Here is a 26,671-nt window from a genome sequence, read left to right as displayed (position 1 = left end):
AACCGTTGTTGCCAATATTCAAGGGACTTATCAGTTGGAACTCTAAAGCCTGTTCTGGAGATACTATTGGTTCCTTTTGTTCCTTTGGGATTATTTGGAAAATCAAAAAAAGTCATATCTGTACCGGGTGCACCCGTATCATCTGTAAAATATAAGTGATATGTCTCGATATCATCCTGATTAACGGTCTTTTTAATCATGCGTAGGCCTAGGATATCAGTAAAGAAGCGATAATTTTTTTCAGCACTAGAAGTCATAGCCGTAACATGGTGTAAACCAAGGATTTGTGTATTCATTATAAATTCCCCCAATAAATATTCTTACTAAAAGTAAGTATATTTGAAATTTGATTATTTAGCAATGATATCGTCTTATTGAAAAATGATCTAAAAGTCAGTAGGATGGAATCAGGAGGGATAAAATTGAAAAAACTTGTTTTCTTTGATTTAGATGGAACATTAACTGATTCAAGTGAAGGAATCCTAGAAAGTTTAAAATATATGATGAATAAGTTATCTTTACGAATCCCTAATGAGACTATCTTAGCTAGTTTTATCGGTCCACCACTAAGAGACTCATTATTGACTGTTTATGGACTAGAAAATGAAGAAGCAAAAATAGCTGAAACGATTTATCGTGAGTATTTTGCTGAAAAAGGAATTCATCGTTTATGCGTTTATCCAGATATTGAAAAAATGCTGAATGAATTATCTTCTGACTATCTTTTGGCTGTTGCAACTTCAAAACCGGAGATTTATGCTAAACAAATAGTAGCGGAAATTGGCTTAACTGAGTATTTTTTCGATATATTTGGAGCAGATTTAGATGGACAACGAGCCAAAAAGGCAGATGTGATTGCTTATGCATTAAATAAACTTGATACACAGGAAGCAGTAATGATCGGCGATCGAAAATTTGATATTTTAGGAGCTAAAGCTAACAATTTATCAAGTATAGGTGTTCTTTATGGTTTTGGTAGTCGAGATGAGTTAGTGGATGCTCAAGCAGATATTGTTGTCGACTCAGTGAGTGAATTGACTGATGCGGTTAGAAAATTAATTAAATAAAAAAACCCTCAGTTGAGGGTTTTTTAAAGATCTTCGACTTAATACCAGCCGTTTGCTTGCCAGAAAGCTTGAGCGCCTTCCCATGAACCATAACGAGAAGTTACATATTGATCAGCAACACGTTCTTGGTTTTCTGCAGAGTAGTCACCATTTAAATATGAAGCAGATAATTGGTAACGTCCGATGTATTGACCGTTTGTAGCTGTATAAGAACCGCTAGATTCTTTTTGTGCAATCCATTCTTTTGCAGAATTTGTGCTATTTGTTGTAGAAGTAGTTGCGGCTGTAGCTGTTGCAGTTGTAGCAGCTTGTTCAGTTTGTGCTGTTTCTTGTGTAGCAGTTGTTTGAGTTGTAGCTGCGGGAGCTGTTTGTTGTGTAGTAGCTTGTGTAGTTTGTACAGGTGCTACCGTAGTATTTCCTTTAGCATCTGTATTGATTGTTAAGTTTTCGCCTTCAAAAATCATGTTAACATTTGAGATATTGTTGTCTTTAGCAATCGAATTAACTAAGCTGTTATCACCAGTAAATTTGATTGAGATTTTTGATAATGTGTCACCAGATTTAACGGTGTAGTTTTCAGCTGCGTGTGCATCGTTTGTTCCTAATCCAAAAGCAGCACCGGCTGTAAGTAACGCTGTAAGTACAAGAGTTTTTCCAAATTTCATTATGTAAATTCCTCCAAAAGTTTTAAAATTTAAATCAGTCATTTCGACTACGAGATATACTTTACCATCGATTTACATGTCATGGGTTATAAACCAGTAACAAGACGTTACAGTGTAATGTAAGAATGTAACAAAACTACGTCAGATCAGGCCTTTTGAAATACTTAAACTCTATTGTGACTTCCTTAAAAGCAAGTTATATTAAGGTTGGTAGCAGAAAATTATATAGTAAAATTAATGAAAGCGATTTGCATATTTGCAATGTTGCAATCTGAATGTAATATTTTTGCTAATTTTAAAGCTAAGTTAATAATAGATTCCAACATTATTTATTAAGAAAAGGTAAATAGGAGGGATCTATGTCTATATAAATAGAATAAAAAAAGCCTCCAATCCGTTCTTAGATGGGAGGCTTTTATAGAGTATCTATTAATTTACCAGCATTTTTCTCTTCTAATACAATTGAAGTTGCGACTTTACCATACTGAATTAGAATGGAAAGTAAAGTTTCCATATCCTTAACTGTTTGAACTTGTGCTTTGAGGAGATAGTTTGTTTCTCCAGTTACAGAAGATATGGCGGTGATTTCAGGTAGTTTCTCAACTATTTTTAAAAAATGTCTATTGGTAATTGTTAAGTCACTGATTTGAATATACAAGGGAATCGTATAACCTAATTTACTATAATCTATCTCAATCGAAAAAGAAGTGATGATACCATTATCGATCATTTTCTCGATTCGAGTCTTCACACTAGGTTCTGAAAGGGCGACTTCTTTGGAAAGTGCCTTTATTTTGATGCGGCTATCATTACTTAGTGCTTTGAGAATGGCTAAGTCTGTTTGATCAATCATAAAAAAGCTCCTTTCGTTTTGTAAAAAAAATAGATGATAAAACTAGTTTAATCGAAAAATCGTGGGAAAGAAACTTATTTTCGCTATATTTTAGTTAGACGTGTTTCTTCTATAATAATAGCAATCAAAGAAGTGGAGGAATTTAGCATGACGAGGATTTTTGAAAATGATATAGCGTTTGCGAAAAAATTGGATCAACAAGATGAATTACATAAATATCGTGAAGCCTTCTATCTTCAGCCAGGAGAAATCTATATGGATGGTAATTCTCTGGGTTTAGCTTCAAAGTCCGCTGTAAAAGAATTAGAAGCAATGATTGAGCGTTGGAAAAAAGAGGGTGTGCGGGCATGGAATGATCTATATCTTTATGGGGAAAAGCTTGGGGAAATGATGGCTCCGCTAATTAATGCGTTGCCTGAGGAGGTCGTGGTTACAGGAAGTACAACTTCTAATATCCATTCAGCCTTGGCGACGTTTTATCACCCTACTAAAGAACGGTATAAGATTTTAGTGGATGATTTAAACTTTCCAACAGACCGATATGCAGTAGACAGCATCGTAAGTTTGAAAGATTATCAAGTATCTGATGCTGTAAAAGTCGTGAAAAGTCCTGATGGTGAATTCATTGATGAACAAGCGATGATTGAAGCGATGACAGAAGATGTTGCACTAGTTTTATTACCTGCAGTCCTTTATCGAAGTGCCCAACTTATTGATATGAAACGTTTGGCTAAAGCGGCTCATGAACGAGGAATCATCATCGGATTTGATTTATGTCATGCTATCGGTGCAGTGGAAATAGATTTTCAAGCGATTCAACCAGATTTTGCAGTTTGGTGTACGTATAAATATTTAAATGGCGGTCTAGGATCCACTGCAGGTTTATATATAAATAAGAAACATTTTGGGAATACGCCAGGTTTGGCTGGCTGGTTTGGCAATCGGAATGCAACACAATTTCAATTGAAGCAAACATTTGAACATCAGGAAGATGCTAGCGGCTGGCAAAGTGGATCGCCGGCAATTTTTTCAATGGTAACTTTAGAAGGATCGTTGAAATTATTCGAAGAAGTTGGAATGGAAAAAATTCGGGCTGTTTCATTAGAAAAGACAGCTTACTTAATGTATTTGATCGATGAAAAATTAACATCTTACGGTTATAGCTATGGCAATAAGCGAGAAGACAGTGTACGTGGGGGGCATGTTTGTCTCCAACACCAAGAGGCTTATCGGATTGCAGCAGCACTACGAGACTTAGGAGTCATTCCTGATTTCAGAGAACCGAATGTTATTCGTTTAGCACCGATCGCGCTATATACTTCATATGAAGAAATCTATCAAGTAGTCGAAATATTGGCGGATATCATGCAGCAAAACATTTATACAAAATATAGCGCTATTCGGTCAGCAGTCGTGTGAAATTAAATAAAAATAAACTCAGCCTATAAATGAGGCTGAGTTTTTAACTTTTGACAATAAAAAAAGCGATTTGATGATATAAAAATAACTCTCCCATGTTCCTTCATTTATAAGGAAGCCATGAAAGAGTTCACGTCTATTAGTTTCAGTTGCTCTCAGTAAGAGCTTGAAACAATAGGATTATCAACAAAAAAATAAGCCACCTGTCGGATTTGAACCGACGACCCCCACCTTACCATGGTGGTGCTCTACCAGCTGAGCTAAGGCGGCATAGTTATTTAATACAATTTATAGAATAGCGAAGTGTCTTGTATTTGTCAACTGCTTACAAAGAAATAAGTATTCATAAATTTAAATAATGGATAAAAAAGCCGCCGCTCATTGAGCAACGACTTTCTTATAGAGTTGGTCTGAAAGACTACCGTAACCATTTTTTTGAGTCCAAACATTTGAAAGTAAGATCACGCCATTTTTACCATCTTTTGAAAAATTAACAAAGGTCTCAAAACGCGCCTTTATGCCATGACCATAATATTTATTTTTTTGATTATAAATACCACTAGCATAAGTTTCTCCTGCATAAGGGGACCAAAGCTCTGTCCGTTCATTGGCTGTTATGTGTGTTTCGTCAAAGAACGATTGGTAATAATGATATAAATCTTCTGCTGACATAAAAATATTTCCTGTTCCTAGTTCATCAGCATAAGAAGAGGTACTAGCTGGAGCATAGACCAAGCCAGCTAGCGATTGATTATATGAAAGGGCTTGTTGGCTGCTTTTAGTAGAATAAAAACTAGTTTCCTTTAGATTTAAAGCGTCGATGATATACTTTTGATAAAGTTTTTGATAACTGGTTTGATAGAGTTGTTCTAGTACACCAGCTAGCAGAACATAATTGACGGGTTGATAAGAATAACTAGTGTTAGAGGCAAATGTGGCTAAACGAACCGTTTCAGCTAATATTTTTTGAGTGTCGGTCGTATTTAACGCTTCGATTTTCTTTTCGTTGATCCTTAGACCAGAACTCATGTTTAGCATGTCTTTGATTGAAATTTGGGTACTGTTTGGAATTTCTGGATAAAAATCACTAAGTTTTTGATCAAAAGATAATTTACCTGCTTTGATTGCTTGCATGATTAAATAAGCTGTTTGGCCTTTTTGGACAGAGCCGATACAGTATTGGGTGGAAATACTGTTTTTGATTTTTTTACTTTGGTTTTGCCAACCGTAGGCTTTATTCAAAATAATTTTGCCATTTTTAAATACTAATGCTGTACCACTAAAATTTTTCTCAACTAAAGTTTGTTCAATCGTTGATGATACTTGATCTCTGGGCTCGATCGCTGTGATCAAATCAGTCGATTGACGCGTTTCATCAGCTGCCGCTGTTTCAGTTGTTTTATGAGCTTCATGGAAATAAAAAATAATAGCTCCACCAAACAGTAATAGCGTGAAACTAGCCAATAAATAGTACTTTTTATGGCGATTGGTTTTGTGATGACGGTACCGATTTTTAGACATAAAAAATTCTCCTGATTTTTTTGAATTTAGGATTGCAACTTAAATAAAAAATTGCTATTATTATAAAGTATTCTTCCGGCATAGCTCAGTTGGTAGTAGCGCATGACTGTTAATCATGATGTCGTAGGTTCGAGTCCTACTGCCGGAGTTTGAAAGATGTGATCAATTGATCACATCTTTTTTTTACACTTAAAATGTGAATTTTTAATGAAAAAAATGGATGGATATAAGAAATTCTAAAAACAAAACAAGTTATTTTTGTTTTGGCTAGATTATTCGATTTCTTATCAAATATTCAAGACACAAATCCAGGCTAAATAGATCCGAAATAGCTAAAGTTGTAAATCAATTGTCTCTTTACTCGTTTAAGCGTAGAATGTGGAACAAGGAGGCGTTTTTTAATGTCAAAAATCAAAAATGAACGAACAAAAGCTTTTCGCGAGGCTTTCGAAAAAAATTCAAAACAAGTCGCATTGCAACGAGGCGTTGTGAAAAATGGTATCCGCACCTCTGCAGAAAATATCCAAGCACAAATTGAAAATACACCGGTCTTTTCGATCGATTTAGCAACTGGAAAAGTAGCGAACCAAAAACAATCCGGCCGTTGCTGGATGTTTGCAGCATTGAATACCTTCCGTCATAAATTATTGACGTCGTTTCAATTAAAAGATTTCGAACTTTCTCAAAATTACACCTTCTTTTGGGATAAATACGAAAAAGCGAATTATTTCTATGAAAATATTTTAAATACAGCTGAACAACCAACAACGAGTCGTGATGTTGCTTTCTTATTACAAACACCGCAACAAGATGGCGGTCAATGGGATATGATCGTTTCTTTATTTCAAAAATACGGTGTCGTACCAAAAAGTGTAATGCCTGAAAGTAGCAACAGTTCTAATTCACGTGATTTAAATAATTACTTGAATAAATTGTTGCGCAAACATGCGACACTATTACGTCAAATGGTTGCTGAAAAAGCTTCTGATGAAGAAATCCAAGCGAATCGAGAAGCCATGTTGCAAGAGGTCTATAATTTATTAGCCATTTCATTAGGCACACCGCCGGAAGTGTTTGATTTTGAATACCGCGATGATGAAAAGAACTATCATCTCGATCAAGCTTTAACACCGCAATCATTTTATGATAAATATGTTGGGGTAAATCTAGATGATTATGTAAGTATCATCAATGCTCCAACGGAAGATAAACCTTTTATGAAGTCTTATACAGTCGACATGTTAGGAAATGTTGTTGACGGCAAACCAGTGAAATATTTAAATCTTGAAATGAATGATTTCAAAGCTTTAGCAGTTAAACAATTAGAACAGGGAGAATCTGTCTGGTTTGGTTGTGATGTTGGTCAATCATCAACACGGGATAGTGGTATCATGGCATTGTATGCGTATGATATTGAAGATTTATTCGATATCGATTTAACGATGACTAAAGCTGAACGTCTTGATTACGGCGAAAGTTTAATGACGCATGCGATGGTTTTGACGGGTGTTGATATAATCGATGATCAAGCGAAAAAATGGAAAGTCGAAAATAGTTGGGGAGAAAAAGTCGGTGAAAAAGGCTTCTTCGTTATGAGTGATGAATGGATGGACGAATACACATACCAAATCGTGGTCCGTAAAGAATTTCTTTCACCAGAACAATTAGCGGCCTTTGAAGCAGCACCAACAGTTTTAGCACCTTGGGATCCAATGGGGGCACTTGCATAATATCGAAAAGAACCTAAAACAGCCATTGTTTTAGGTTCTTTTTTCTCGACTATCCGCTGTAGTGAGAAAAGCGTTTTCTGAAAGGCTGTGCTATACTTTTAAAAAAAGGAGGTTGTTTGAATGTCGAAACGATTAGCAGTTCAACACGCAGAAAATATGCGTGAATTAGGTGGGTATGAAACCAAGGATGGTCGCAAAATCGCAACGCGAAAATTGATTCGCTCAGCTAGTATCAATCATATTGATGAAAAAGACCAATTATATTTGCAAGACTATGGAATCAAGCGAGTAGTCGATTTTCGTTCACTAGAAGAACGCGAAAGTCAGCCAGATAAAATGATTCCGACGGCGGAGAATATTTTCTTGCCGATTTTTCCAATCGAAGAAACAGACACCGCTTCGGCTTCACCTAAAAAAATGTTGGAACGGATGCAAGAAGGGATTCAAGCAACTCAACAAATGATTGAAGTATATACGCATTTTGTGACCGATGCTCATGTACGAGGACAATACCGCAAATTTTTTGATTTAGTTTTAGACAATCAAGCGCCTGAACAAAGCTTGTTGTTTCATTGTACAGCCGGAAAAGATCGAACCGGATTTGGAGCGATGCTATTGCTGAGCTCACTGAATGTGCCACAAGAAATGATTATGCAAGACTATTTAGCAACCAACCGCTATTTGAAAAAAGTAGTCCAAGAAATGTATCAAAAGGCGGAACAAGCGGGTGTTCCAGCGAATGCTTTACATGGAATCGAAGATATGATGTTGGCGAAAGAAGAGTACATGCAAACAAGTTTCGATGAAATCAAAAAGCATTATGGAACGATCGATCAATTTATCAATGAAGGAATTGGTGTCTCTCCACAAGAGATCAAAGATTTGCAAAAAATTTATTTAGTTTAAGGAGCTGGCGAAATGAATGATTTGTTAGATTTTTTACAACTACAAACCAAAATCATCCCAATTGCCGGTGGCGATATTAATCAAACCTATCGTGTCACTGATGGTCAGCAAAATTATTTTTTAAAATATCATCCACAAGTATCTGGCGACTTTTTTACAGCCGAAGTAGATGGCTTAAATGAATTGAGCAATGCTGTGCGTGTTCCCAAAGTTTATCAACATGGTAGTTTTAAAGAGAGTGCTTTTTTACTATTAGAATGGATCGAACCTGGGGAAGGGAATCAAAAGGATCTAGCCAAGGAATTAAGTAAGATCCATCAAATCAATGCTATTAAATTTGGGTACAAGAAAAATAATTTTATGGGACTACTGCCGCAGATCAATACACGAGAAAAGAACTGGTGGGATTTCTATTTCATCCATCGTTTAGAGGTCCAGATTCGAATCGCTAATGAGCGCAATCATTGGACTGAAGAACGCGAAAGAAATTATCAGTTATTTAAAGAGTGGATTTATCAAAAATGGGGTACAATGTCAGTAGTGCCAACTTTACTGCACGGTGATTTTTGGAGCGGCAATACTTTTTTTGATAAGCAAGGGCAACCAGTATTTGTCGATCCAGCAGTTTCCTTTGGGCATCGGGAAATGGATCTAGCGATGTCGCAGCTGTTTGGCGGGTTTCGTCAAGAATTTATCGCAAGTTATCAAGAAATTATGCCGATGCGTGAAGGGTGGCAAGATCGAATCGCGATTTATCAATTATATTATCTGCTCGTTCACCTGAATATTTTTGGTGAAAGTTATGGTGAATCAGTAGATCGGGTTTTAGCTTTAGGAGGAAAGTAATTGGGAAAGAGATATACAATTGAACATGAAGTAACTTATTATCAATGCGACATCAATCAAAATATGACCTTTCCGGCATTATTGAGTGTGGCAATCAAAGCATCTTCAGATCAAAGCGATGAGTTGAATCGTGGAACGGATTATATCAATACTTTAGGTGTTACGTGGGTGATCACGCAAACCGAAGTTACGATCAATCGTTTACCGCAAGTTGGGGAAACAATAAAAGTTACAACAAATCCAACAGAATTCAATCGTTTTTTCTGTTACCGCGATTATATTGTTTATACGGAAGCGGGTGAAGAATTAGTAAAGATCACGATGGCCTTTGTCCTGATGGATATCGAGAATCGTAAAATGAGCAGTGTTGATGCTGAGTTGATGGCTCCATTTGAATCTTCACAAGTGAAGAAAATCAAACGTTGGCCAAAAATAGAGAAGGTTTCTGGGGAAGATCACCAATTGTATCATGTCCGTTATTATGATCTTGACAGTAACCATCATGTCAACAATGCCATGTATTTCAATTGGATGATCGATGTTTTAGGTTATGACTTTATGACGCAACATGAGCCGACGTATGTCAATGTTAAATTTGATAAAGAAGTTTTATACGGCAACGATATCCAAAGTTTCTATGAAATTAAAGAAACCGATCAAACGATTACGCACCATGAAATTCGTTTAGGTGATCAATTAGCTTGTGAAGCAAATATTTCATGGAAGTAAAAAAGCTAAATCCTAAAAATGGATTTAGCTTTTTTTGCTGTTCAGAACTTATTCTTCTAAAAAGCGTTTTAGTTCTGTTTTTGATAAATTTGCATTTAAAGCGATCAATAATTTGATGCGTGCTTTTTGGCTATTGATCCCGTTACAAAAAATCACACCATGTTGAGCTAATTCGACACCCCCGCCATGATAATCATAAACCGGTTCAGCAATACCATTGAAGCAACGAGAAACTAAAACGATCGGTAAGCCTTTATCTAGTAAATGGTAAAAAGCGGGCAATGTTTGAGGTGGCAGGTTCCCAGCACCTAATGCTTCAACGACTATCCCATCGACGGAGATTCCTTGATCTAATAAGCGGAAAAAATCACCTTGCATCCCGGCAAAAACTTTGATGATCGGAATCAAAGCAGCAAAACTTTCAACGTCGTAACGCGTGGTTTTTGGCAATTCTTGCTTAAAGAGGATTTTTGATTTTGTGACAAGTCCGATTGGTCCTAATGTTGGGGTTCTAAACGTAGCAACATTAGTGGTATGGGTCTTGGTAACGTAGCGAGCACTGTGGACTTCATCATTCATTACGACCAATACACCTTTATCGATTGCGCTTTCAGAAGCGGCTACACGAATCGCACATTCAAAATTATATAATCCGTCACTACCTAATTCATTGATTGAGCGCATAGCACCCGTTAAAATAATCGGTAGAAGATCACCAATCGTGATATCAAGAAAATAAGCGGTTTCTTCCAACGTATCGGTTCCATGAGTGATTACGACGCTATCGATGTTTTCTTTTTTTGCTTGTTTGATTCGTTCTTTTATTTCAAACATCGTTTCCACCGTAATGTGAGGAGAGGGTAAATTTGAAAAATCCTCTACGATCAATTCAATATCAGCAGGTAAGCGTAATTCTTGGCCAGCGGCTAATAACGGATTTTTTTTTGTCAGGGCGAACAGCGCCATCAGCGTCTTGGCTCATAGAGATTGTTCCGCCAGTATGTAAAATCAAGATTCGTTTCATTTGTATTACTCCATTCATTATTAGCGCATCATAGCTAATTTTCTTCTATCTTTATTGTATACTATGAAACTAAAGGGGGCTAGCAAACTATGATTCGAATTGGATTAACTTCTTTTAATGAACATGTCAGTTTGACCGGAAAGAAAAACTCGTCTCTCTATGACTACGCAGGATACTTGCCATTAGTAGAATTGGATACCAATTATTATGCAATCACTAATACGCATTCAGTCGAAAATTGGTTGAGTCAAGTGCCCTCAAGTTTTAAATTTGTAGTTAAGCTTTATGCTGGGTTCACCGGTCAAACAAAATGGGAAGAAAATTATCCTTCTATCACTGCAATGAGAGACCATTTTTTAGAAGTGATGGATCCTATGATCAAAAGCAAAAAATTATTTTGCTTTTTAGCGCAATTTCCCGCACAATTTAAATGTACAAAAGCGAGCGTCGCTTATTTAGAAATGCTCGCTGAATTGTTCAATGAATTACCGGTAGCGATCGAATTACGTGATCATAGCTGGTATGCCAAAGAATTCAATGTAAAAACGCATCAGCTGATGAAAAAATTAAATTTTAGTCTTGTGATGGTGGATGAACCACAACTGCCAGATACAGTACCGTTAGACACAACGATCACGAATCAACAGTTTAGTTTATTTCGTTTTCATGGACGCAATCAAACATATTGGAATGATCGAACCGGCGACTGGCGAAAAAAACGAACACTTTATCGTTATAATCAAGCAGAATTAGAAATTTTAGCTGAGAAAATCGAAAAAGTCGCAGAAAATTCAATAGAAGTTGGTATCATATTTAATAATAATTCGGGCGGAGATGCGGCAGATAATGCACTCCAATTAAAAAAAATCCTTCAATTAAATTATGAAGGATTGAATCCGAGCCAAATTGATTTATTTTAAACGAGGGAGTTTTATGATAAAAGCTATTTTTTTTGATATCGATGGGACCTTGACGACGAATGATTCAGAAGTATTGGATAGTACACGCGCAGCCGTCAAGGCAGCTCAAGCTCAAGGGATTTTATGCGGGGTCGCTACAGGGCGTGGTCCCGTAAAAATAGAAGAACGGATCGATCATTTAGAATTGGATCTTTTTGTGATGTATAATGGCCAATTGGTGTATACCCATGATCAAGACATTTATTGTCGACCATTTACAAAGGTTAATTTAGATCAAATCGTTGATTTTGCTGATGAAGAACATCGACAAATTATTTTTGGTAGCCGTACTCGAATGGATGGCAGCCAATTGATGAAATGGTCCCAAAAAGCTTTATTAAAACAGATCGCTGGTTGGATGCCTAAATGGTTTCCAGTCAGGTCTACAAAGCGTTTGCTGCAGTCATTTAGTCCTAGACGTAAAAAAGAACGCTATCGGAAATTATCGATCTTGAAAGAACCGATTTATCAATGTGTGCTGTTCAGCGCTGAAGAAGAAACACCGCGCTTACAAGAATTATTACCGGATTGCTCTTTCCAGCGTTCCAATCCTTACTCCGTAGATATCGTTCCTAAAGATGGATCAAAATATCATGGCATCATTGAATGCATCAAAGCTTTTGATATTAAACCGGAAGAAGTGATGGTCTTTGGCGATCATTACAATGATATCGAAATGATCAAACATTTTGGTATTGGTGTGGCGATGGGCAATGGCTTAGCCGAAGTCAAAGAACAGGCTGATTATGTAACGAATACCAATGAAAAAGATGGTATTTCTCAAGCATTGAAACATTTTAAAATTATTTAATGTAGCTAAAAATAGATTGTTTTATTGAAAAGAGGGAATAGATCAATGAAAGATCCTTATCAGATGGCTCGTGAGTTTCATGAGACATTTGCGCCAACACCACCAAATACGCCAACGGCTTTCACCCCAGATCGAGGGAAATTTCGAGCCGGTTTTAAAGCCGAAGAAATTGTCGAATTTTTATATGCTGTAGCTGAAGGTGATGAAAAACTTTTTGCTGAATATGTTGCAGAACTGCACCAGAGTGTGGACCAAGCAAAATTAAAAGTCTTGAGTAAAGGTGAGCCGGTGGTAGATCCCTTAACTGCTGAAGTTGATGCATTGACGGATCTTTTGTATTTTACTTATGGTTCTTTTGCTTTGATCGGTGTTGATCCGCAGCCGATTTTTGAAATTGTTCATCGAGCGAACATGGGGAAATTATTTCCCGATGGCAAGCCACGTTACCATCCAATTACTAATAAGGTATTAAAGCCTGAAGACTGGGCCCAAAGATTTGCCCCCGAACCTTTGATCCAAAAAGAATTAGAACGACAAAAAGGAAACGCCGAATAAGGCGTTTCCTTTTTGATTAGTCAAAGAACGTATAGTACAGGGAGCGAACGGCAAGCCGCTCTTGCTCACTGCGAATAGCAAAGATAATACAGCGTTCATCGGCTCCTTGAGAGATCATGCGTAAGTTAACATCTTTTCGAGCGAAGGCAGCAGTACTATCTGCAGTGATTCCTGGACGTTCCCGCATCCCTTCACCAACTAAAGCCACGACAGAAAGACCATGTTCGATCGAGAGATCATCTGGTTTGATCTGTTCTTCGATTTGTTTCAATAAATTTGTTTCCGTTTCCCGCGTCAACTGATATTCGCGTAAAATAATTGAAATATCATCGATCCCAGAAGGCATATGTTCAAAACGAAGATTAAAGTCTTCTAAAATCTGCAAGATGCGACGAACGATTCCAACTTCACGGTTCAATAAATATTTAGCAATCGTGATAACACAAAAACCCGTATCGCTTGCGACACCAACAACGTCACTACGAACTTCATCGGTAAAGTTTTTCTTGATCAATGTCCCTTGGCAATCAGGATTATTGGTGTTCTTAATGATCACGGGAATCTGAGCTTTAAAGGCTGGCATCAATGCTTCATCATGAAAAACGGTAAAACCCGCATAGGTCAATTCACGAATTTCACGATACGTTGCATATTCAATCAATTTAGGCTCATGGACTAATTTGGGACTGGCAGAATAAATACCATCCACATCAGTAAAGTTTTCATATAAGTCGACATTTAGTCCAGCAGCAACGATCGAGCCGGTAATATCAGAACCGCCACGTGAGAAAGTACATAATTGGCCATCTTTGGTGTAACCAAAAAAGCCTGGAATAATCAAAATTTCTTCTGAGTCTCGCCATTGAACGATTTTTTCGTAGGATTCTTCCAAGATCAAGGCATTCTGAGGTTCATTAGTAACTAAGATCCCTAGTTCTTTGGGATTGATGTAACGAGCATTGACCCCTTGTTTTTTGAAACAGGCCGCGATCAATTGCGCATTCAAATTTTCTCCGCTGGCTAAAAAGCGATCCAATGTGTAAGGATCTGCTTCATCATAACTAGTTTGAAGCAGTTTTAACTCTGAGGTAAAGGTATTTTCGATATCTTCATCTATGTGAAAAGCTGCAGCGATTTCGGTATATCTTGCTACGATTTCACGGATAATTTCTTCAGTCTTTTTTTTATAGGCAACGGCATGATAAAAACTAATCAATAAGTCGGTGACCTTCTTGTCTTTATTGTTTCGCTTTCCTGGAGCAGAAACGACAACGAACCGACGACTTGAGTCGCTAGTGACGATGTCTAAGACTTTTTTTACTTGTTCAGCTGAAGCAACAGAGCTTCCGCCAAATTTGATCACTTTCACTTTAATCACCTCTTATTTTAATGTGGATTTAATACTATCTGAAAAGTCCTGTAATTTCAAGAGGATTTTCGCCTTATTTTAAAAGAAAGTTTCATAAAATTACATTTTTCTTAAACCATTTGGAATTGAAGGTCAATTTAAAAAATGCTAACATGAAGAGTGGCTGTGCAAGGACTTTTCGAAGGAATTCAAAACTAGCTAGTGAAGCATAAAGGCTTTTGTGTTATAATCTACGTTAGATGTTTTTGCCAAAAAACTGATACAAGCGAACCATTAAATAAAACTGAATCTTGACAAGCGAAAGGAAAATCATACATGGGAAGTAATGCAATCATAGGGATCGTAATCGGTCTAGTTATTTTAGCGGCCGCACTATACTTGGTCGGTTATCTGATGAAGAAAAAGAATCAAGAACGCTTAAAAGAGCTAGATAGAAGGAAAGAAGCATTGTTCGATCTTCCGGTCGTAGAAGAAGTCGACGAAGTCAAAAAAATGCATCTTGTAGGCCAAAGTCAAAATACTTTCCGTGAATGGAACCAAAAATGGACAGATGTTTCAACGAAGTCTTTCGCGGAGTTAGAAAGTCAAATCTTTGAAGTTGAAAGTCAAAATGAAACTTTCCGTTTTATGCAAGGTAAATCAGCAATTGAAAGTGCTGAACGGACGATGACTGAAATGGAAGAAGAAGTAGAGGGTATCCGGGCGGGTCTAAAAGAATTACGTGAAACAGAAGAACGTAATTCATTAGCTGTTCAACAAGCATTAGATGTGTTTGAAGAATTAAAAAAAGACCTAAAGGAAAAGAAAGAAAGTTTTGGCCCAGCTTTACCTGAGATTCAGAAACAAGTTAAAAATGTCGAAATCGAATTTACGCAATTCGTTACGCTAAACACTTCTGGCGATCCAATCGAGGCACGTGAAGTATTGGATGATGCAGAGAAGCATACTTATGAAGTTCAAGCAACGATGCAGAAAGTTCCAGTCATCTATGAAGATCTTGAGAAAACATTCCCGAGTCAGATTGATGAATTAGAAAAGACCTACGATAAAATGATGGCTGACCACTTTGTGTTGCCGGAAGATGATTTTGAAGAGCGCTTAGATAAAGTCAAACATCATGTAGAACGTTCATTAGAAGATTTAGAAAAAATCGAATTAAGCACAGTTGAAGCTGAAAATAAAGAAACGGCTGAATTAATCGATGACTTATATACAACATTAGAAAAAGAATTTGAAGCGAAGAAATACGTAACGACGAATCGTAAGACGATCGAGGAATACATCTCACATGCTTCTCGTAATAACCATCAATTAATGGTAGAGCTTGATCATACTTCTCAAAGTTATGCATTGAATAATAATGAGTTAGGCCGTGCTCGCGGCTTCCAGACAGAGATCGAAGAATTAGAACGCCGCAATCGTAATATGAATCCTCAAATTGATAAACATGAATTGCCTTATTCAGAAGTTCAAGTCTTTTACCGAGATGCATTCAAAGTGTTAGATGATATCGAAACGAAACAAGTTGAAATCGATGATGATCTACATGAATTGCGTAAAGGTGAAAAAGAAGCAGCTGAAAAAATTGAAAAATATGAGTTCCGTTTACGTGCATTGAAACGCTATGTCGAACAACAACGTTTGCCAGGTTTACCAGGCGACTACTTAGAATTTTTCTTTGTTGCAACAGATCGAGTGGAAGAGTTAAGTAACTCATTGAATAAGATTCGTATCAACATGCAAGACATCAATAAATTGGTTAGTCTTTGTGATGAGGACATCGAATTATTAGATCAAAAAACGTATGACTTAGTTGATGCTGCTGCATTAACAGAACAAATGATGCAATACGCTAACCGTTATCGTCATACACATCCGGAAATCAAAACAGCGATCGAAAATAGTTTAGAACTGTTTAATAAAGAATACCGTTACCAAGATGCTCTTGATGAAATCGGAACAGCTTTGGAACGAGTGGAACCAGGTGCGTTCAAACGGATCGAAGATTTTTATTTCAATAATCGTGATTTAGTTTAAGCTGAGCAGTCGCTCAGCTTTTTTTTGTAAAGAAAAAGATACGTTCCCGTTGTTATAAGTATTATTTTTCGGGAATACTTGAAGAGTTCAAGCTTTCTCGCTATAATAGGAAAGAATTTTTGAAGGAAGGTTTAAACATGATTTATTTTGATAATAGTGCAACGACAGCTATTTACCCGTTAGCACTTGATACATATTTAAAAACGAGTCAGCGTGTGATGGGAAACCCTTCAAGTCTTCATGGCTTAGGAACACAAGCGAATCGTTTGCTTCAGCAAGCTCGTAAACAGATTGCTGAGTTATTAGCGACAAAAGAAAACGAGATTTATTTTACGAGTGGTGGAACTGAAGGAGACAATTGGGTCTTAAAAGGTACAGCAATCGAAAAACGTGAATATGGAAATCATTTGATCATATCAAGTATCGAACATCCAGCGGTTAGTCGAACTGCTGAACAACTAAAAGAGTTAGGCTTTGAAGTCAGCCTAGCCCCTGTTGATAAAGCTGGATTTGTTCAAGTCGATAAATTGGCTGAATTAATACGACCAGAAACGATTTTAGTTTCGATCATGGGCGTTAACAATGAGATTGGTTCGATCCAACCAATCGAAGCCATCAGCGAGTTGCTTGAAGCTTACCCAACGATCCATTTTCATGTCGATGCTGTTCAAGCAATCGGTAAAGTCGATCAAGCAAAATGGTTAACCCCACGGGTAGATTTTGCTACATTTTCAGCACATAAGTTTCACGGAGCACGCGGTGTTGGTTTTATTTACTGGAAAGCTGGCCGCAAGTTGGCACCATTATTAAATGGCGGTGGACAAGAAAGTGGGCAACGGGCAACGACAGAAAATACGCCAGCAATCGTTGCGATGAGTCGGGCATTACGTATCCATTTAGAGAAGAAAAACGAACGCCCAAATCATACTGGATTGATTCGTCACTATTTGAAAGAAGCCTTAGCCGGTTACGAAAAAGTAACAATTTTTTCTGGTGACGAGGACTTCGCACCGCATATTTTAACGTTTGGTATCAAAGGAATCCGAGGCGAAGTGTTGGTCCATGCTTTAGAAGAAAAACAAATTTTTGTCTCGACGACCAGTGCTTGTTCAAGCCGTAAAAAAGTCGACAGTTCAACCTTGCATGCGATGAAAATCCCGCATGAAATCGCAACGACGGCTATTCGGATCAGTCTAGATGAGGCTAATACAATGGCTGAGGCTGAACAATTCATGGTTGTCTTCAATCATTTGTATGACAAATTTTCGAAAATCAATTAACCCAAAAATAAGTTCTATAATTAAGGAGAATGAACGTGCAATACACAGAAATAATGGTACGTTATGGTGAGTTATCGACCAAAGGTAAAAATCGCCGAAGCTTTATCATGCGATTAGCTAGGAATGTCCGAGGGGCTTTAGCAGAATTCCCTAACTTGAAGATCCATGCTGATCGTGATCGGATGCATATTTTATTAAATGGTGAAGATAGTCAGTTAGTATTACCTAAATTAGAAAAAGTTTTTGGGATTCAAACTTTTTCACCTAGCATCCAAGTTGAAAAAGATTTAGATGCATTAAAAGCTATGACCCAAAAAATCATGCAAGAAATCTATACTGGAACAGAAACGTTCAAAATTACGGCTAAACGAAGTGATCATGCTTTTGAATTAGACAGCCATGGATTACAACAATTTCTTGGGGACGCTGTAATCGATGTTTTACCGGGTATCAAGGCTCAAATGAAACGTCCCGATATCAATTTACGTGTAGAGATCCGTCGTGAACATGCTTATCTTTCTTATGAAACAATCAAAGGTGCTGGTGGGTTACCAGTCGGTACTAGTGGTCGTGGTATGTTGATGCTTTCTGGTGGAATTGATTCGCCAGTCGCGGGTTACTTAGCGATGAAGCGTGGAGTTGAAATCGAAGCGGTCCATTTTGCTAGCCCACCGTATACAAGCGAACAAGCATTACAAAAAGCAAAAGATCTGACTGAAAAATTGACACCTTATGTTGGCGGTATTCAATTTATAGAAGTGCCTTTTACTGAGATTCAAGAAGAAATCAAACAACATAGTCCACAAGGTTATTGGATGACTTTGACCCGTCGTATGATGTTACGTTTGACAGATGCTATCCGCGAAATGCGTCAAGGATTGGTCATCGTTAATGGTGAATCACTTGGGCAAGTCGCTTCTCAAACGTTGCATAGTATGGTTGCGATCAATGAAGTAACGACGACTCCGATCGTTCGTCCAGTAGTAACGATGGATAAAACAGAAATCATCGAATTAGCTGAAAAAATCGACACATTTGAATTAGCAATCCAACCATTTGAAGATTGCTGTACTATTTTTGCGCCGCCTCAACCTAAAACCCGTCCAAAACTAGAAAAAGTTTTAGAATTGGAAGAGCGGTTAGATATTGAGGGATTGATGGCTCGCTGTTTAGCAGGTTTAAAACAAGAAGAGATTATGCCAGCTCAATCAGAAAAAGCAGAAGAATTTGCTGATTTACTATAAAAAAGTTGAGACCAAAGTAGAAATACTTTGGTTTCAACTTCTTTTTTTGTAGAAGGATTGCGAATAAAAAAAGGGCATGTTAAAATTAATTATGTGAATAAATTAACAAAAACTGTTTTTTAATTGACTAGTCGGTCGGTTAAGCAAAATGGTAACGCACATTTTATAAATGAAAGGGGAAAGACGATGGAACAACTCATTGAAAAACCAAAATTATCCAAAGCGACGACTAAGCGCTTGTCATTATATTTAAGATGCTTAAAAGGACTAGAAAAAAATGGAATCACTCGAATAAAATCTTCTGAGTTAAGTAAAATGACTCAAGTTGGTTCAGCAACGATCCGTAGAGATTTCTCTAATTTTGGGGAATTAGGACGTAGTGGTTATGGTTATAATGTAAGCGATTTAATTAAAGTGTTTAGTGACATGCTGGATACAAAGGAAGAAAAACGGATCGCTTTAATTGGCTGTGGAAATTTAGGACAAGCACTTTTGCATAATAATTTTCGGCGAAATGAAAATTTGAAAATCGTTTGTGCTTTCGATAATGATCCGACAAAGATCGGCCAAGAACTTTGTGGCTATCGAATCTATTCAATTGATGAGATGAATAAAGTCTTGAAACAAGAAAAAATCACCGTTGCGATTTCTACCGTTCCAAGTCAAAATGCCCAACAAGCCATTGACCAAGTAGTAGAGAATGGTATCACAGCAATTTTGAATTTTGCGCCGGATCCATTGGTCGTACCAGAAAATGTTCATGTCCATTACATTGATTTGACCTCGGAATTACAAACATTGATTTATTTTGATGGTCAGTAGGTCTTTACAAGTTTTACTGTTCATTGTAGAATGATTCAGACGATGATCAAGAGGAGTACATGAGAACAAAAGTTTTAGAGAGAAAATGCAAGGCTGGAACATTTTCACTTTGACTCATGGAAGGTAGCTTGGGAGTTTTGTATTCTGAATGCTAGTAAGAATACACGGCACATGACCGTTAACCCATGATTGAGCGGCAGAAAACTGTTTCTGCAATTTAGGTGGTACCGCGTATTTTACGTCCTAGAACACAACTGTGTTCTAGGACTTTTTTTATGAGTATCATTCAGTTGATTTATTAGATAATCAAATTTTTTAGGAGGAATCACTATGACTGAAAATTTACCAACAAAGTTTAATCCACAAGAAGTCGAAGCTGGTCGTTATCAAAAATGGTTAGATCAAGATTTGTTCAAACCATCAGAAGATAAAAAGGCTAAACCTTATTCAATTGTTATCCCGCCACCAAATGTTACGGGGAAATTGCATTTAGGTCATGCATGGGATACGACATTACAAGATATGATCATCCGCCAAAAACGGATGCAAGGATTTGATACGTTGTGGTTGCCTGGAATGGACCATGCTGGAATTGCGACTCAAGCAAAAGTTGAAGAAAAATTACGTGAACAAGGGATTTCTCGTTATGATCTTGGACGCGAAAAATTTGTTGACCAAGTGTGGGAATGGAAAGATGAATATGCTGGACATATCCGTGAACAATGGTCAAAACTAGGCCTGTCATTAGATTATAGTCGTGAACGTTTTACATTAGATGATGGCTTATCTGATGCTGTTCGTAAAGTATTCGTTTCACTGTATGAAAAAGACTTGATTTATCGTGGTGAATATATCATCAACTGGGATCCGCAAGCTAAAACAGCTTTATCTGATATCGAAGTGATCCATAAAGATTTGGAAGGCGCATTCTATCATATTTCATATCCTTTAGCTGATGGCAGCGGCGTTTTAGAAATCGCGACAACTCGTCCGGAAACAATGTTAGGTGATACAGCGATCGCAGTTCACCCAGAAGACGATCGTTATAAAGATTTAGTTGGTAAAATGGCGATTTTACCGTTAGTAGATAAAGAAATCCCTATTATTGCGGATAGTTATGTTGATCGTGAATTTGGAACAGGGGCCGTTAAGATCACGCCAGCTCATGACCCGAATGACTTTGAGGTCGGTAATCGTCATGACTTGCCACGGGTAAATGTGATGAATCCTGATGGCAGCATGAATGAGCGTGCGGGTAAATATGCTGGAATGGATCGTTTTGAAGCACGTAAAGCAATCGTTGCTGACTTGAAAGAAATCGGTCGTTTGATTAAAGTTGAAAAAATGGTTCACAGTGTTGGTCACTCTGAACGTACAGGAGTCGTTGTTGAACCCCGTTTGTCAACACAATGGTTTGTTAAAATGGCGCCGTTAGCTGAACAAGCGATCGAAAACCAAGGGACAGACAATGCGGTGGAATTTTTCCCACCACGTTTCAACAATACATTTATGACTTGGATGGAAAATGTCCATGACTGGGTGATCTCACGTCAATTATGGTGGGGACATCGTATCCCAGCTTGGTACCATAAAGAAACGGGAGAAATGTATGTAGGAATGGAAGCACCAAAAGATCCTGAAAATTGGGAACAAGATCCTGATGTTCTAGATACATGGTTCAGTTCAGCTCTATGGCCATTTTCAACGATGGGTTGGCCAGATGAAAATAGTGAAGATTACAAACGCTATTTTCCAACGAGCACATTAGTAACTGGGTATGACATTATTTTCTTCTGGGTAAGCCGAATGATTTTCCAAAGTTTGGAATTCACAGATGAACGTCCATTTAAAAACGTGTTGATCCACGGATTGATCCGTGACGAACAAGGTCGGAAGATGAGTAAATCATTAGGTAACGGAATTGATCCAATGGACGTAATTGAAAAATATGGTGCCGATGCTTTACGTTGGTTCTTATCAACTGGTTCTGCACCAGGACAAGACGTTCGTTTTAGTTATGAAAAAATGGATGCTGCTTGGAATTTTATCAATAAAATTTGGAATGCTTCTCGCTTCGTGATTATGAATGTTGAAGATTTCACCGCAGAAGATATTGATTTTTCTGGTGAAAAAACAGTTGCTGATCGTTGGATCTTGACTCGCTTGAATGAAACGATTGAAAAAGTAACCAACCTATTTGATCAATTTGAATTTGGTGAAGCAGGTCGCCAATTGTATAACTTCATGTGGGATGATTTCTGTGACTGGTATATCGAAATGAGTAAAGAAATTCTTTATGGTGAAGACGAAATAGCTAAACAAACAACGAAAAGTATTTTAGTTTATGTATTAGATCAAACGTTGCGTTTATTACATCCAATCATGCCATTCGTTACCGAAGAAATCTGGGCTAAGATTCCACACATGGGTGAATCATTAGTTGTAGCTGATTATCCAGTTGTCCAACCAGAAAACAATGATGAAACAGCCGCTAAAGGAATGGAAGTTTTGAAAGAATTGATTCGTTCAGTTCGTAATATTCGAGCAGAAGTGAATACACCACTTTCAAAACCAATTACTTTATTGATCAAAACAAGTGACCCTAAAGTAGATGAATTCTTGATTGAAAATACTAGTTATATCGAACGTTTCTGCAACCCAGAGGAGTTGGTGATTGCAAGTGATATCACAGCACCTGATTTAGCGATGTCCGCGGTATTAACTGGTGCCGAAATTTATCTACCTTTAGCTGGTTTGATCAATATCGAAGAAGAAATCAAACGTTTGGAAAAAGAATTAGCAAAATGGACTGGCGAAGTGAAACGTGTTCAAGGTAAATTAGCGAATGAACGTTTTGTTGCAAATGCGCCGGAAAATGTTGTAGCAGAAGAACGTGCAAAAGAAAAAGATTATTTAGAAAAACAAGCAGCGGTTCAAGAACGAATCGAAAGCTTACGTACTATTTCTTAAAAAAACGGAGGCCGGAACAATAGGATTATTCCTTTTGTTCCGACCTTTTTTAGCTGTTACTTTTTCTTTTTGATCAATTGCTTCCTTCAGTCGGACTTTCTCTTCTAAACTTTGCTATACTAGAGATAGATAAAAATGATAGAGAATCAAAGAGGTGAATCGCTTTGACGATAGAAGAGGCAATTGATTGGATTCATAGTCGAAAAAAATTTGGTTCACGACCAGGTCTTGATCGGATCCAAGCGTTATTAGCTAAAGTAGGAAATCCAGAAGATATTGTTCCCACGATCCATATCGCGGGAACTAATGGGAAAGGTTCAACCGTAGCCTACTTACGTAGTATGTTGATGGAAGCCGGTGTAACGGTCGGGAGTTTTACATCACCTTATATTGAAGAGTTCAATGAGCGGATCGCTATCGATGCCAAACCAATCACAGATCAGGCATTGATTCATTATGTCAAAAAATATCAACCGATCGTAGCTGAATTAGATTTAGATCCAAAAGTCGGCGGAATCACAGAATTTGAAATTTTAACCGTGATCATGTTGGATTATTTTGCAGCAGAAAAAGTTGATGTTGCAGTAGTAGAAGTAGGTCTGGGTGGATTATTAGATTCAACGAATGTGGTCAAACCTTTGTTGACAGCTATTACGACGATTGGTTATGACCACATGGAGATCTTAGGAGACACATTGAATGAGATCGCTCAGCAAAAAGCTGGGATCATCAAAAAAAATATTCCAGTGGTAACAGGGAAAATCACTACTGGTCCATTAATTGAAATTATTGAAAAGGCTGCGTTAGAGACAGCTAAGATGTATCGTTATGGTGAAGAATACCAAGTGGATTATCTTCATCCTGATCCGACTTGGGGCGAACTCTTTAGTTTTACTGATAATGGTGGAAAACTATCACCATTGAAAGTTTCTTTATTAGGTCGTCACCAAGTAGAGAACGCTGGAGTAGCGATCGAATTATTCCATCTATATTGTGAGTTGATTGGATTACCATTTGAAGAAAAAACCGTTCAAAAAGGGTTGAGTAACGCCGTTTGGCCTGCACGAATGGAAAAAATCAGTGAAGAACCATTGATCGTTATGGATGGGGCTCATAATGGTCATGCAGTCAAACGGTTAGTGGAGAATGTTAAACGCGAATTTAGAAATTATCGAGTCAAAATTTTGTTTTCAGCGTTGGAAACAAAAGATATTGATCAAATGTTAGATTTATTATCAGACATTCCTAATTCAAAAATTTATCTAACGACATTTGAGTACCCAAATGCCTTAGACTTAAGTCGTTTTGATACGGTAGATAGCCGTTTTGATGTAGTTTCCTTATGGCAGTTTGGATTAGGCGAACTATTGGAAGATATGGGACAAGAAGATTTACTGTTGATTACGGGTTCGTTGTACTTTGTATCTGAAGTACGTCAATTATTATTAAACTTAGGAGGCGCAAATGGAAAAAATTAAAGGAATTATTTTTGACATGGATGGTTTGTTGTTTGATACGGAGTCGATTTATTACGAAGCCAATCAAGTAGTCGCAGATGAATACGGCTTGCCTTTTGATAAAGAAATCTACAGCCGCTTTATTGGGGTATCTGATGAAGAAGTTTGGCAAGAATTTCATAAAATGTATGCTGACCATGGTCAAGCAACGGTTCAAGCATTTATCGATAAGAGTTGGGGGATGGCTCATGAGCAGTTTAAGTCTGGAAAGGTTGCTTTAAAACCAGGCGTTCATGAGTTGCTAGCTTATCTAGAAGCACAAAAAATTCCACGAGTAGTTGCTTCAAGTAATGTTCGCCCAGTCATTGAAGTACTCTTAGAACATGCTGGAATCAGAGATAAATTTTCGGCTATCATTTCTGCTGAAGATGTGCAGTTTGCGAAACCTGATCCAGAAATTTTTAAGATCGCAGCAGAACGTTTAGCAATCCAGCCAGCAGATGGGTTGGTCTTAGAAGATTCTAAAAATGGTATCCTCGCTGCAGAGGGTGCCGGAGTTCCAGTTATTATGGTTCCCGATATTTTACCGCCTACAGAAGAATTGGAAGCCAAAACAATCAAAGTCCTGCCTTCACTTCATGAAGTAATCGATTTTTTAGAAGCATAAAGTAATCACCTTACTCCTTTGCGTATTTTACTGAAAAGTAGGCAAAGGAGTTTTTTATGGAAAAAAATTCACTGTTACAAGAACTGCCTGAGAGTTCATGACCACGAGAACGTTTAGTACGAGAAGGAGAACGTCATCTATCGGATCAGGAATTACTAGCAATTATTTTGCGAAATGGTTCTCGCCAACAAAATGTAATGGACTTAGCAGCAACTATTTTGAGAACTTATCCAACGCTCTATGATTTGAAACACACGACGTTGCAAGAGCTCCAGCAATTTAAAGGAATTGGGATAACTAAAGCAATCGAGTTAAAAGCCATGATGGAGTTCGGCTATCGGATCAATCGTTCGCTGCAGCCAAAGTTAGGAAAAATTCAGTCTAGTTTTACCTTAGGACAATTATTAATCAATGAATTAAAAGACCGCCCACAAGAGCATTTAGTGGCATTTTTTTTGAATACAAAAAATGAAATTATTTTACAAAAAACAATTTTTATCGGCTCATTGAATCAATCGGTTGCTCATCCGCGTGAAATTTTTCGTGAAGCAGTTAGAATCAGTGCTGCAAGAGTAGCGCTTGGGCATAATCATCCTTCTGGAAATCCAACGCCTTCACAAAATGATTTAGATTTTACTGAAAGGGTACGTATGTGTGGTGAAATGATGGGAATTGAATTGTTAGACCACATCATTGTTGGAGAAACCAAATATTTCAGTTTGCGTGAAGAAAAGTACTTAAAGTAGTAGTTGAAAACCCTTGCGCGAATAATCGGTTCGGTGGTAAACTATAAATGTAATTTTGTTTGAGTTACGAGTTGGTATACAGATGTTTCCTTTTTCGTAGGCTAGCAATGTTACAACTATCAATAAGTGCTTACGCACGAGGAGGATTTTATTCATGGAAAACGGAACAGTAAAATGGTTTAACGCAGAAAAAGGTTTTGGCTTCATCACTCGCGAAGACGGTAGCGATGTATTCGTACATTTCTCAGCTATCCAAGGCGACGGCTTCAAAACTGTAGAAGAAGGACAAGCAGTAACTTTCGACGTTGAAGAAAGCGACCGCGGGCCTCAAGCAACAAACGTTGTTAAACAATAAAAAACGACAAAGCCTTAGAGAATTTCTCTAAGGCTTTTTTTTGTTTATTAGTAAATTAATTTGTTTCGGTAACGGCTTTGAAGAAAAGATCTTCTTCTGAATGGTCCTCACTGTGATTGGCATGATTGATGGCTAAGGTCGCTTTGCCAATGCAATATTGCCAAAATAGATCATAGGCAAAGGTTTGACTTTTTTCTGGACAGATTTCAGCAAACATTTCACGAGTCACTTGTTTTACAGCTTGAATCGTTTCTGAATCTTGTAGGAAGAAACGGTAAAACTCATCGGGATAATCCAAAGCGTAATTCATGATCGTTTTTGACAAAGCTCTTAAAGATTGCGGCTCCTGGTCTTCTAAAAAGTCAGTGTACTTTATTAAAATACGGTTGATCAAAACAGACTTCAGTTCGGCTAGATTGGCGAATTCACGATATATCGGTTGAGTGGAGCAAGCAATGTGTTGAGCGATGTTACGAGCATGGAATTTTTTGAACCCTTCATCAATGATCAGTTGATAGGCACCATCAATGATGTGGCTTCTTTGCACGCGTTGTGTTCTTACCATAATTAATCTTCCTTTATCTAAATTTGGATTTTTTAAAATAACTGATAATTGTTATCAGCCATCTTTGCTATGTT

At 37.5% G+C, this 26,671-nt stretch carries 23 protein-coding genes, 2 tRNA genes, 2 pseudogenes and 1 other annotated feature (1 of these 28 only partly in view); of the genes and pseudogenes, 19 read left to right on the top strand and 8 right to left on the bottom strand.

Annotated features, from left to right (window positions below):
* Positions 1-296: the 5' portion of a ring-cleaving dioxygenase gene (locus ACQKTA_RS06595; protein ID WP_427813188.1), read on the bottom strand. It extends 679 nt beyond the left edge of the window; 296 of the gene's 975 nt are visible here — the first part of the coding sequence; the start codon lies at positions 294-296; its stop codon lies off the left edge, out of view.
* 126 nt (positions 297-422) lie between these two features.
* Between ACQKTA_RS06595 and ACQKTA_RS06590 the strand changes: the two genes are divergently transcribed.
* A complete protein-coding gene (locus tag ACQKTA_RS06590) occupies positions 423-1,067 on the top strand; it encodes an HAD-IA family hydrolase (RefSeq protein WP_427813187.1) in 645 nt (214 codons plus the stop codon).
* Positions 1,068-1,105: 38 nt separating this feature from the next.
* Here the strand turns inward: ACQKTA_RS06590 and ACQKTA_RS06585 are convergent, their stop codons facing one another.
* Together ACQKTA_RS06585 and ACQKTA_RS06580 are read right to left on the bottom strand one after the other, a co-directional pair.
* Complete coding sequence (locus tag ACQKTA_RS06585; RefSeq protein WP_427813186.1) at positions 1,106-1,732, bottom strand: LysM peptidoglycan-binding domain-containing protein; 627 nt, start codon at positions 1,730-1,732, stop codon at positions 1,106-1,108.
* A gap of 415 nt (positions 1,733-2,147) precedes the next feature.
* Positions 2,148-2,585 carry an Lrp/AsnC family transcriptional regulator gene (locus tag ACQKTA_RS06580; protein ID WP_427813185.1) on the bottom strand — a complete coding sequence of 146 codons (438 nt, stop codon included), beginning with the start codon at positions 2,583-2,585 and terminating at the stop codon, positions 2,148-2,150.
* A gap of 147 nt (positions 2,586-2,732) precedes the next feature.
* On the opposite strand from ACQKTA_RS06580, the gene kynU reads away from it, so the two are divergent.
* On the top strand, positions 2,733-4,004 hold the full coding sequence (kynU, locus tag ACQKTA_RS06575) for a kynureninase (protein WP_427813184.1): 1,272 nt from the start codon (positions 2,733-2,735) through the stop codon (positions 4,002-4,004).
* Between the two features lie 197 nt (positions 4,005-4,201).
* Here kynU and ACQKTA_RS06570 read toward each other — a convergent pair.
* Both ACQKTA_RS06570 and ACQKTA_RS06565 read right to left on the bottom strand, forming a co-directional pair.
* Positions 4,202-4,274 (bottom strand) — tRNA-Thr (locus ACQKTA_RS06570).
* Between the two features lie 108 nt (positions 4,275-4,382).
* Positions 4,383-5,525 (bottom strand): serine hydrolase domain-containing protein, encoded by a 1,143-nt coding sequence (locus ACQKTA_RS06565; RefSeq protein WP_427813183.1) that lies wholly within the window; start codon positions 5,523-5,525, stop codon positions 4,383-4,385.
* A 74-nt stretch (positions 5,526-5,599) separates the two neighbouring features.
* Between ACQKTA_RS06565 and ACQKTA_RS06560 the strand changes: the two genes are divergently transcribed.
* From ACQKTA_RS06560 to ACQKTA_RS06540, 5 genes are all read left to right on the top strand, one after another.
* Positions 5,600-5,673: transfer RNA gene (locus tag ACQKTA_RS06560), tRNA-Asn, on the top strand.
* 253 nt (positions 5,674-5,926) lie between these two features.
* On the top strand, positions 5,927-7,255 hold the full coding sequence (locus ACQKTA_RS06555) for an aminopeptidase C (protein ID WP_427813182.1): 1,329 nt from the start codon (positions 5,927-5,929) through the stop codon (positions 7,253-7,255).
* Between the two features lie 120 nt (positions 7,256-7,375).
* Positions 7,376-8,161, top strand: coding sequence for a tyrosine-protein phosphatase (locus ACQKTA_RS06550; RefSeq protein ID WP_427813181.1), 786 nt, complete (start codon positions 7,376-7,378; stop codon positions 8,159-8,161).
* A 12-nt stretch (positions 8,162-8,173) separates the two neighbouring features.
* Positions 8,174-9,007 carry a fructosamine kinase family protein gene (locus tag ACQKTA_RS06545; protein WP_427813180.1) on the top strand — a complete coding sequence of 278 codons (834 nt, stop codon included), beginning with the start codon at positions 8,174-8,176 and terminating at the stop codon, positions 9,005-9,007.
* Positions 9,008-9,736 carry an acyl-[acyl-carrier-protein] thioesterase gene (locus ACQKTA_RS06540; RefSeq protein WP_427813179.1) on the top strand — a complete coding sequence of 243 codons (729 nt, stop codon included), beginning with the start codon at positions 9,008-9,010 and terminating at the stop codon, positions 9,734-9,736.
* A 48-nt stretch (positions 9,737-9,784) separates the two neighbouring features.
* Here ACQKTA_RS06540 and ACQKTA_RS06535 read toward each other — a convergent pair.
* Positions 9,785-10,760 (bottom strand): annotated as a pseudogene (locus ACQKTA_RS06535) (asparaginase).
* A gap of 89 nt (positions 10,761-10,849) precedes the next feature.
* Here ACQKTA_RS06535 and ACQKTA_RS06530 point away from each other — a divergent pair.
* From ACQKTA_RS06530 to ACQKTA_RS06520, 3 genes are read left to right on the top strand one after another with little or no spacing between them, the layout of a single operon-like run.
* Complete coding sequence (locus ACQKTA_RS06530) at positions 10,850-11,680, top strand: DUF72 domain-containing protein (RefSeq protein ID WP_427813178.1); 831 nt, start codon at positions 10,850-10,852, stop codon at positions 11,678-11,680.
* A 13-nt stretch (positions 11,681-11,693) separates the two neighbouring features.
* Complete coding sequence (locus ACQKTA_RS06525; protein ID WP_332580830.1) at positions 11,694-12,530, top strand: Cof-type HAD-IIB family hydrolase; 837 nt, start codon at positions 11,694-11,696, stop codon at positions 12,528-12,530.
* A gap of 45 nt (positions 12,531-12,575) precedes the next feature.
* Entirely contained in the window at positions 12,576-13,085 is a 510-nt protein-coding gene (locus ACQKTA_RS06520; protein ID WP_427813177.1) for an HAD family hydrolase, read from the top strand.
* Between the two features lie 16 nt (positions 13,086-13,101).
* Here ACQKTA_RS06520 and ACQKTA_RS06515 read toward each other — a convergent pair whose 3' ends face one another.
* Positions 13,102-14,454: an aspartate kinase gene (locus ACQKTA_RS06515; protein WP_427813176.1), complete on the bottom strand. Its 1,353-nt coding sequence runs from the start codon at positions 14,452-14,454 to the stop codon at positions 13,102-13,104.
* Positions 14,455-14,769: 315 nt separating this feature from the next.
* On the opposite strand from ACQKTA_RS06515, the gene ACQKTA_RS06510 reads away from it, so the two are divergent.
* The 9 genes and pseudogenes from ACQKTA_RS06510 (at position 14,770) to ACQKTA_RS06470 (ending at position 26,032) form a co-directional block, all read left to right on the top strand.
* Positions 14,770-16,491, top strand: a complete 1,722-nt coding sequence (locus ACQKTA_RS06510; protein ID WP_332580827.1) for a septation ring formation regulator EzrA — start codon at positions 14,770-14,772, stop codon at positions 16,489-16,491.
* A gap of 137 nt (positions 16,492-16,628) precedes the next feature.
* Positions 16,629-17,771, top strand: a complete 1,143-nt coding sequence (locus ACQKTA_RS06505; RefSeq protein WP_427813175.1) for a cysteine desulfurase family protein — start codon at positions 16,629-16,631, stop codon at positions 17,769-17,771.
* A gap of 35 nt (positions 17,772-17,806) precedes the next feature.
* Positions 17,807-19,015: a tRNA uracil 4-sulfurtransferase ThiI gene (gene thiI / locus ACQKTA_RS06500; RefSeq protein WP_427813174.1), complete on the top strand. Its 1,209-nt coding sequence runs from the start codon at positions 17,807-17,809 to the stop codon at positions 19,013-19,015.
* Between the two features lie 186 nt (positions 19,016-19,201).
* A complete protein-coding gene (locus ACQKTA_RS06495; protein WP_407855515.1) occupies positions 19,202-19,837 on the top strand; it encodes a redox-sensing transcriptional repressor Rex in 636 nt (211 codons plus the stop codon).
* Positions 19,838-19,870: 33 nt separating this feature from the next.
* Positions 19,871-20,086: a binding site (T-box leader), on the top strand.
* A gap of 75 nt (positions 20,087-20,161) precedes the next feature.
* Complete coding sequence (locus tag ACQKTA_RS06490) at positions 20,162-22,807, top strand: valine--tRNA ligase (RefSeq protein ID WP_427814521.1); 2,646 nt, start codon at positions 20,162-20,164, stop codon at positions 22,805-22,807.
* Positions 22,808-22,965: 158 nt separating this feature from the next.
* Positions 22,966-24,285, top strand: a complete 1,320-nt coding sequence (locus ACQKTA_RS06485; RefSeq protein ID WP_427814520.1) for a bifunctional folylpolyglutamate synthase/dihydrofolate synthase — start codon at positions 22,966-22,968, stop codon at positions 24,283-24,285.
* The gene (locus ACQKTA_RS06480; RefSeq protein WP_427813173.1) at positions 24,272-24,931 is read left to right on the top strand and encodes an HAD family hydrolase; all 660 of its coding nucleotides are present in this window, start codon (positions 24,272-24,274) and stop codon (positions 24,929-24,931) included. Before ACQKTA_RS06485 ends, ACQKTA_RS06480 begins: the two co-directional genes overlap by 14 nt.
* 56 nt (positions 24,932-24,987) lie before the next feature.
* Positions 24,988-25,677, top strand: a pseudogene (radC, locus tag ACQKTA_RS06475) (RadC family protein).
* 154 nt (positions 25,678-25,831) lie between these two features.
* The gene (locus ACQKTA_RS06470; protein WP_407857708.1) at positions 25,832-26,032 is read left to right on the top strand and encodes a cold-shock protein; all 201 of its coding nucleotides are present in this window, start codon (positions 25,832-25,834) and stop codon (positions 26,030-26,032) included.
* A 55-nt stretch (positions 26,033-26,087) separates the two neighbouring features.
* On the opposite strand, the gene ACQKTA_RS06465 is transcribed toward ACQKTA_RS06470, so the two are convergent.
* Positions 26,088-26,597 carry a TetR/AcrR family transcriptional regulator gene (locus tag ACQKTA_RS06465; RefSeq protein ID WP_332580821.1) on the bottom strand — a complete coding sequence of 170 codons (510 nt, stop codon included), beginning with the start codon at positions 26,595-26,597 and terminating at the stop codon, positions 26,088-26,090.
* Between the last annotated feature and the right edge of the window lie 74 nt (positions 26,598-26,671).

The sequence above is a fragment of the Enterococcus sp. 22-H-5-01 genome, from assembly GCF_050310005.1.
Classification (GTDB): domain Bacteria; phylum Bacillota; class Bacilli; order Lactobacillales; family Enterococcaceae; genus Enterococcus_A; species Enterococcus_A hailinensis.
Note: the sequence above shows the minus strand (reverse complement) of the source record. Positions and strands in the feature narration are given on the sequence as shown.

Excerpts from the sequence above, each read along its gene's own strand:
- ACQKTA_RS06470 (WP_407857708.1), top strand. The coding sequence starts at position 25,832 with ATGGAAAACGGAACAGTAAAATGGTTTAACGCAGAAAAAGGTTTTGGC.
- ACQKTA_RS06495 (WP_407855515.1), top strand. The coding sequence starts at position 19,202 with ATGGAACAACTCATTGAAAAACCAAAATTATCCAAAGCGACGACTAAG.
- ACQKTA_RS06525 (WP_332580830.1), top strand. The coding sequence starts at position 11,694 with ATGATAAAAGCTATTTTTTTTGATATCGATGGGACCTTGACGACGAAT.
- ACQKTA_RS06550 (WP_427813181.1), top strand. The coding sequence starts at position 7,376 with ATGTCGAAACGATTAGCAGTTCAACACGCAGAAAATATGCGTGAATTA.
- ACQKTA_RS06565 (WP_427813183.1), bottom strand. The coding sequence starts at position 5,525 with ATGTCTAAAAATCGGTACCGTCATCACAAAACCAATCGCCATAAAAAG.
- kynU (WP_427813184.1), top strand. The coding sequence starts at position 2,733 with ATGACGAGGATTTTTGAAAATGATATAGCGTTTGCGAAAAAATTGGAT.
- ACQKTA_RS06580 (WP_427813185.1), bottom strand. The coding sequence starts at position 2,585 with ATGATTGATCAAACAGACTTAGCCATTCTCAAAGCACTAAGTAATGAT.
- ACQKTA_RS06585 (WP_427813186.1), bottom strand. The coding sequence starts at position 1,732 with ATGAAATTTGGAAAAACTCTTGTACTTACAGCGTTACTTACAGCCGGT.
- ACQKTA_RS06555 (WP_427813182.1), top strand. The coding sequence starts at position 5,927 with ATGTCAAAAATCAAAAATGAACGAACAAAAGCTTTTCGCGAGGCTTTC.
- ACQKTA_RS06505 (WP_427813175.1), top strand. The coding sequence starts at position 16,629 with ATGATTTATTTTGATAATAGTGCAACGACAGCTATTTACCCGTTAGCA.
- ACQKTA_RS06510 (WP_332580827.1), top strand. The coding sequence starts at position 14,770 with ATGGGAAGTAATGCAATCATAGGGATCGTAATCGGTCTAGTTATTTTA.
- ACQKTA_RS06530 (WP_427813178.1), top strand. The coding sequence starts at position 10,850 with ATGATTCGAATTGGATTAACTTCTTTTAATGAACATGTCAGTTTGACC.
- ACQKTA_RS06480 (WP_427813173.1), top strand. The coding sequence starts at position 24,272 with ATGGAAAAAATTAAAGGAATTATTTTTGACATGGATGGTTTGTTGTTT.
- ACQKTA_RS06545 (WP_427813180.1), top strand. The coding sequence starts at position 8,174 with ATGAATGATTTGTTAGATTTTTTACAACTACAAACCAAAATCATCCCA.
- ACQKTA_RS06465 (WP_332580821.1), bottom strand. The coding sequence starts at position 26,597 with ATGGTAAGAACACAACGCGTGCAAAGAAGCCACATCATTGATGGTGCC.
- ACQKTA_RS06520 (WP_427813177.1), top strand. The coding sequence starts at position 12,576 with ATGAAAGATCCTTATCAGATGGCTCGTGAGTTTCATGAGACATTTGCG.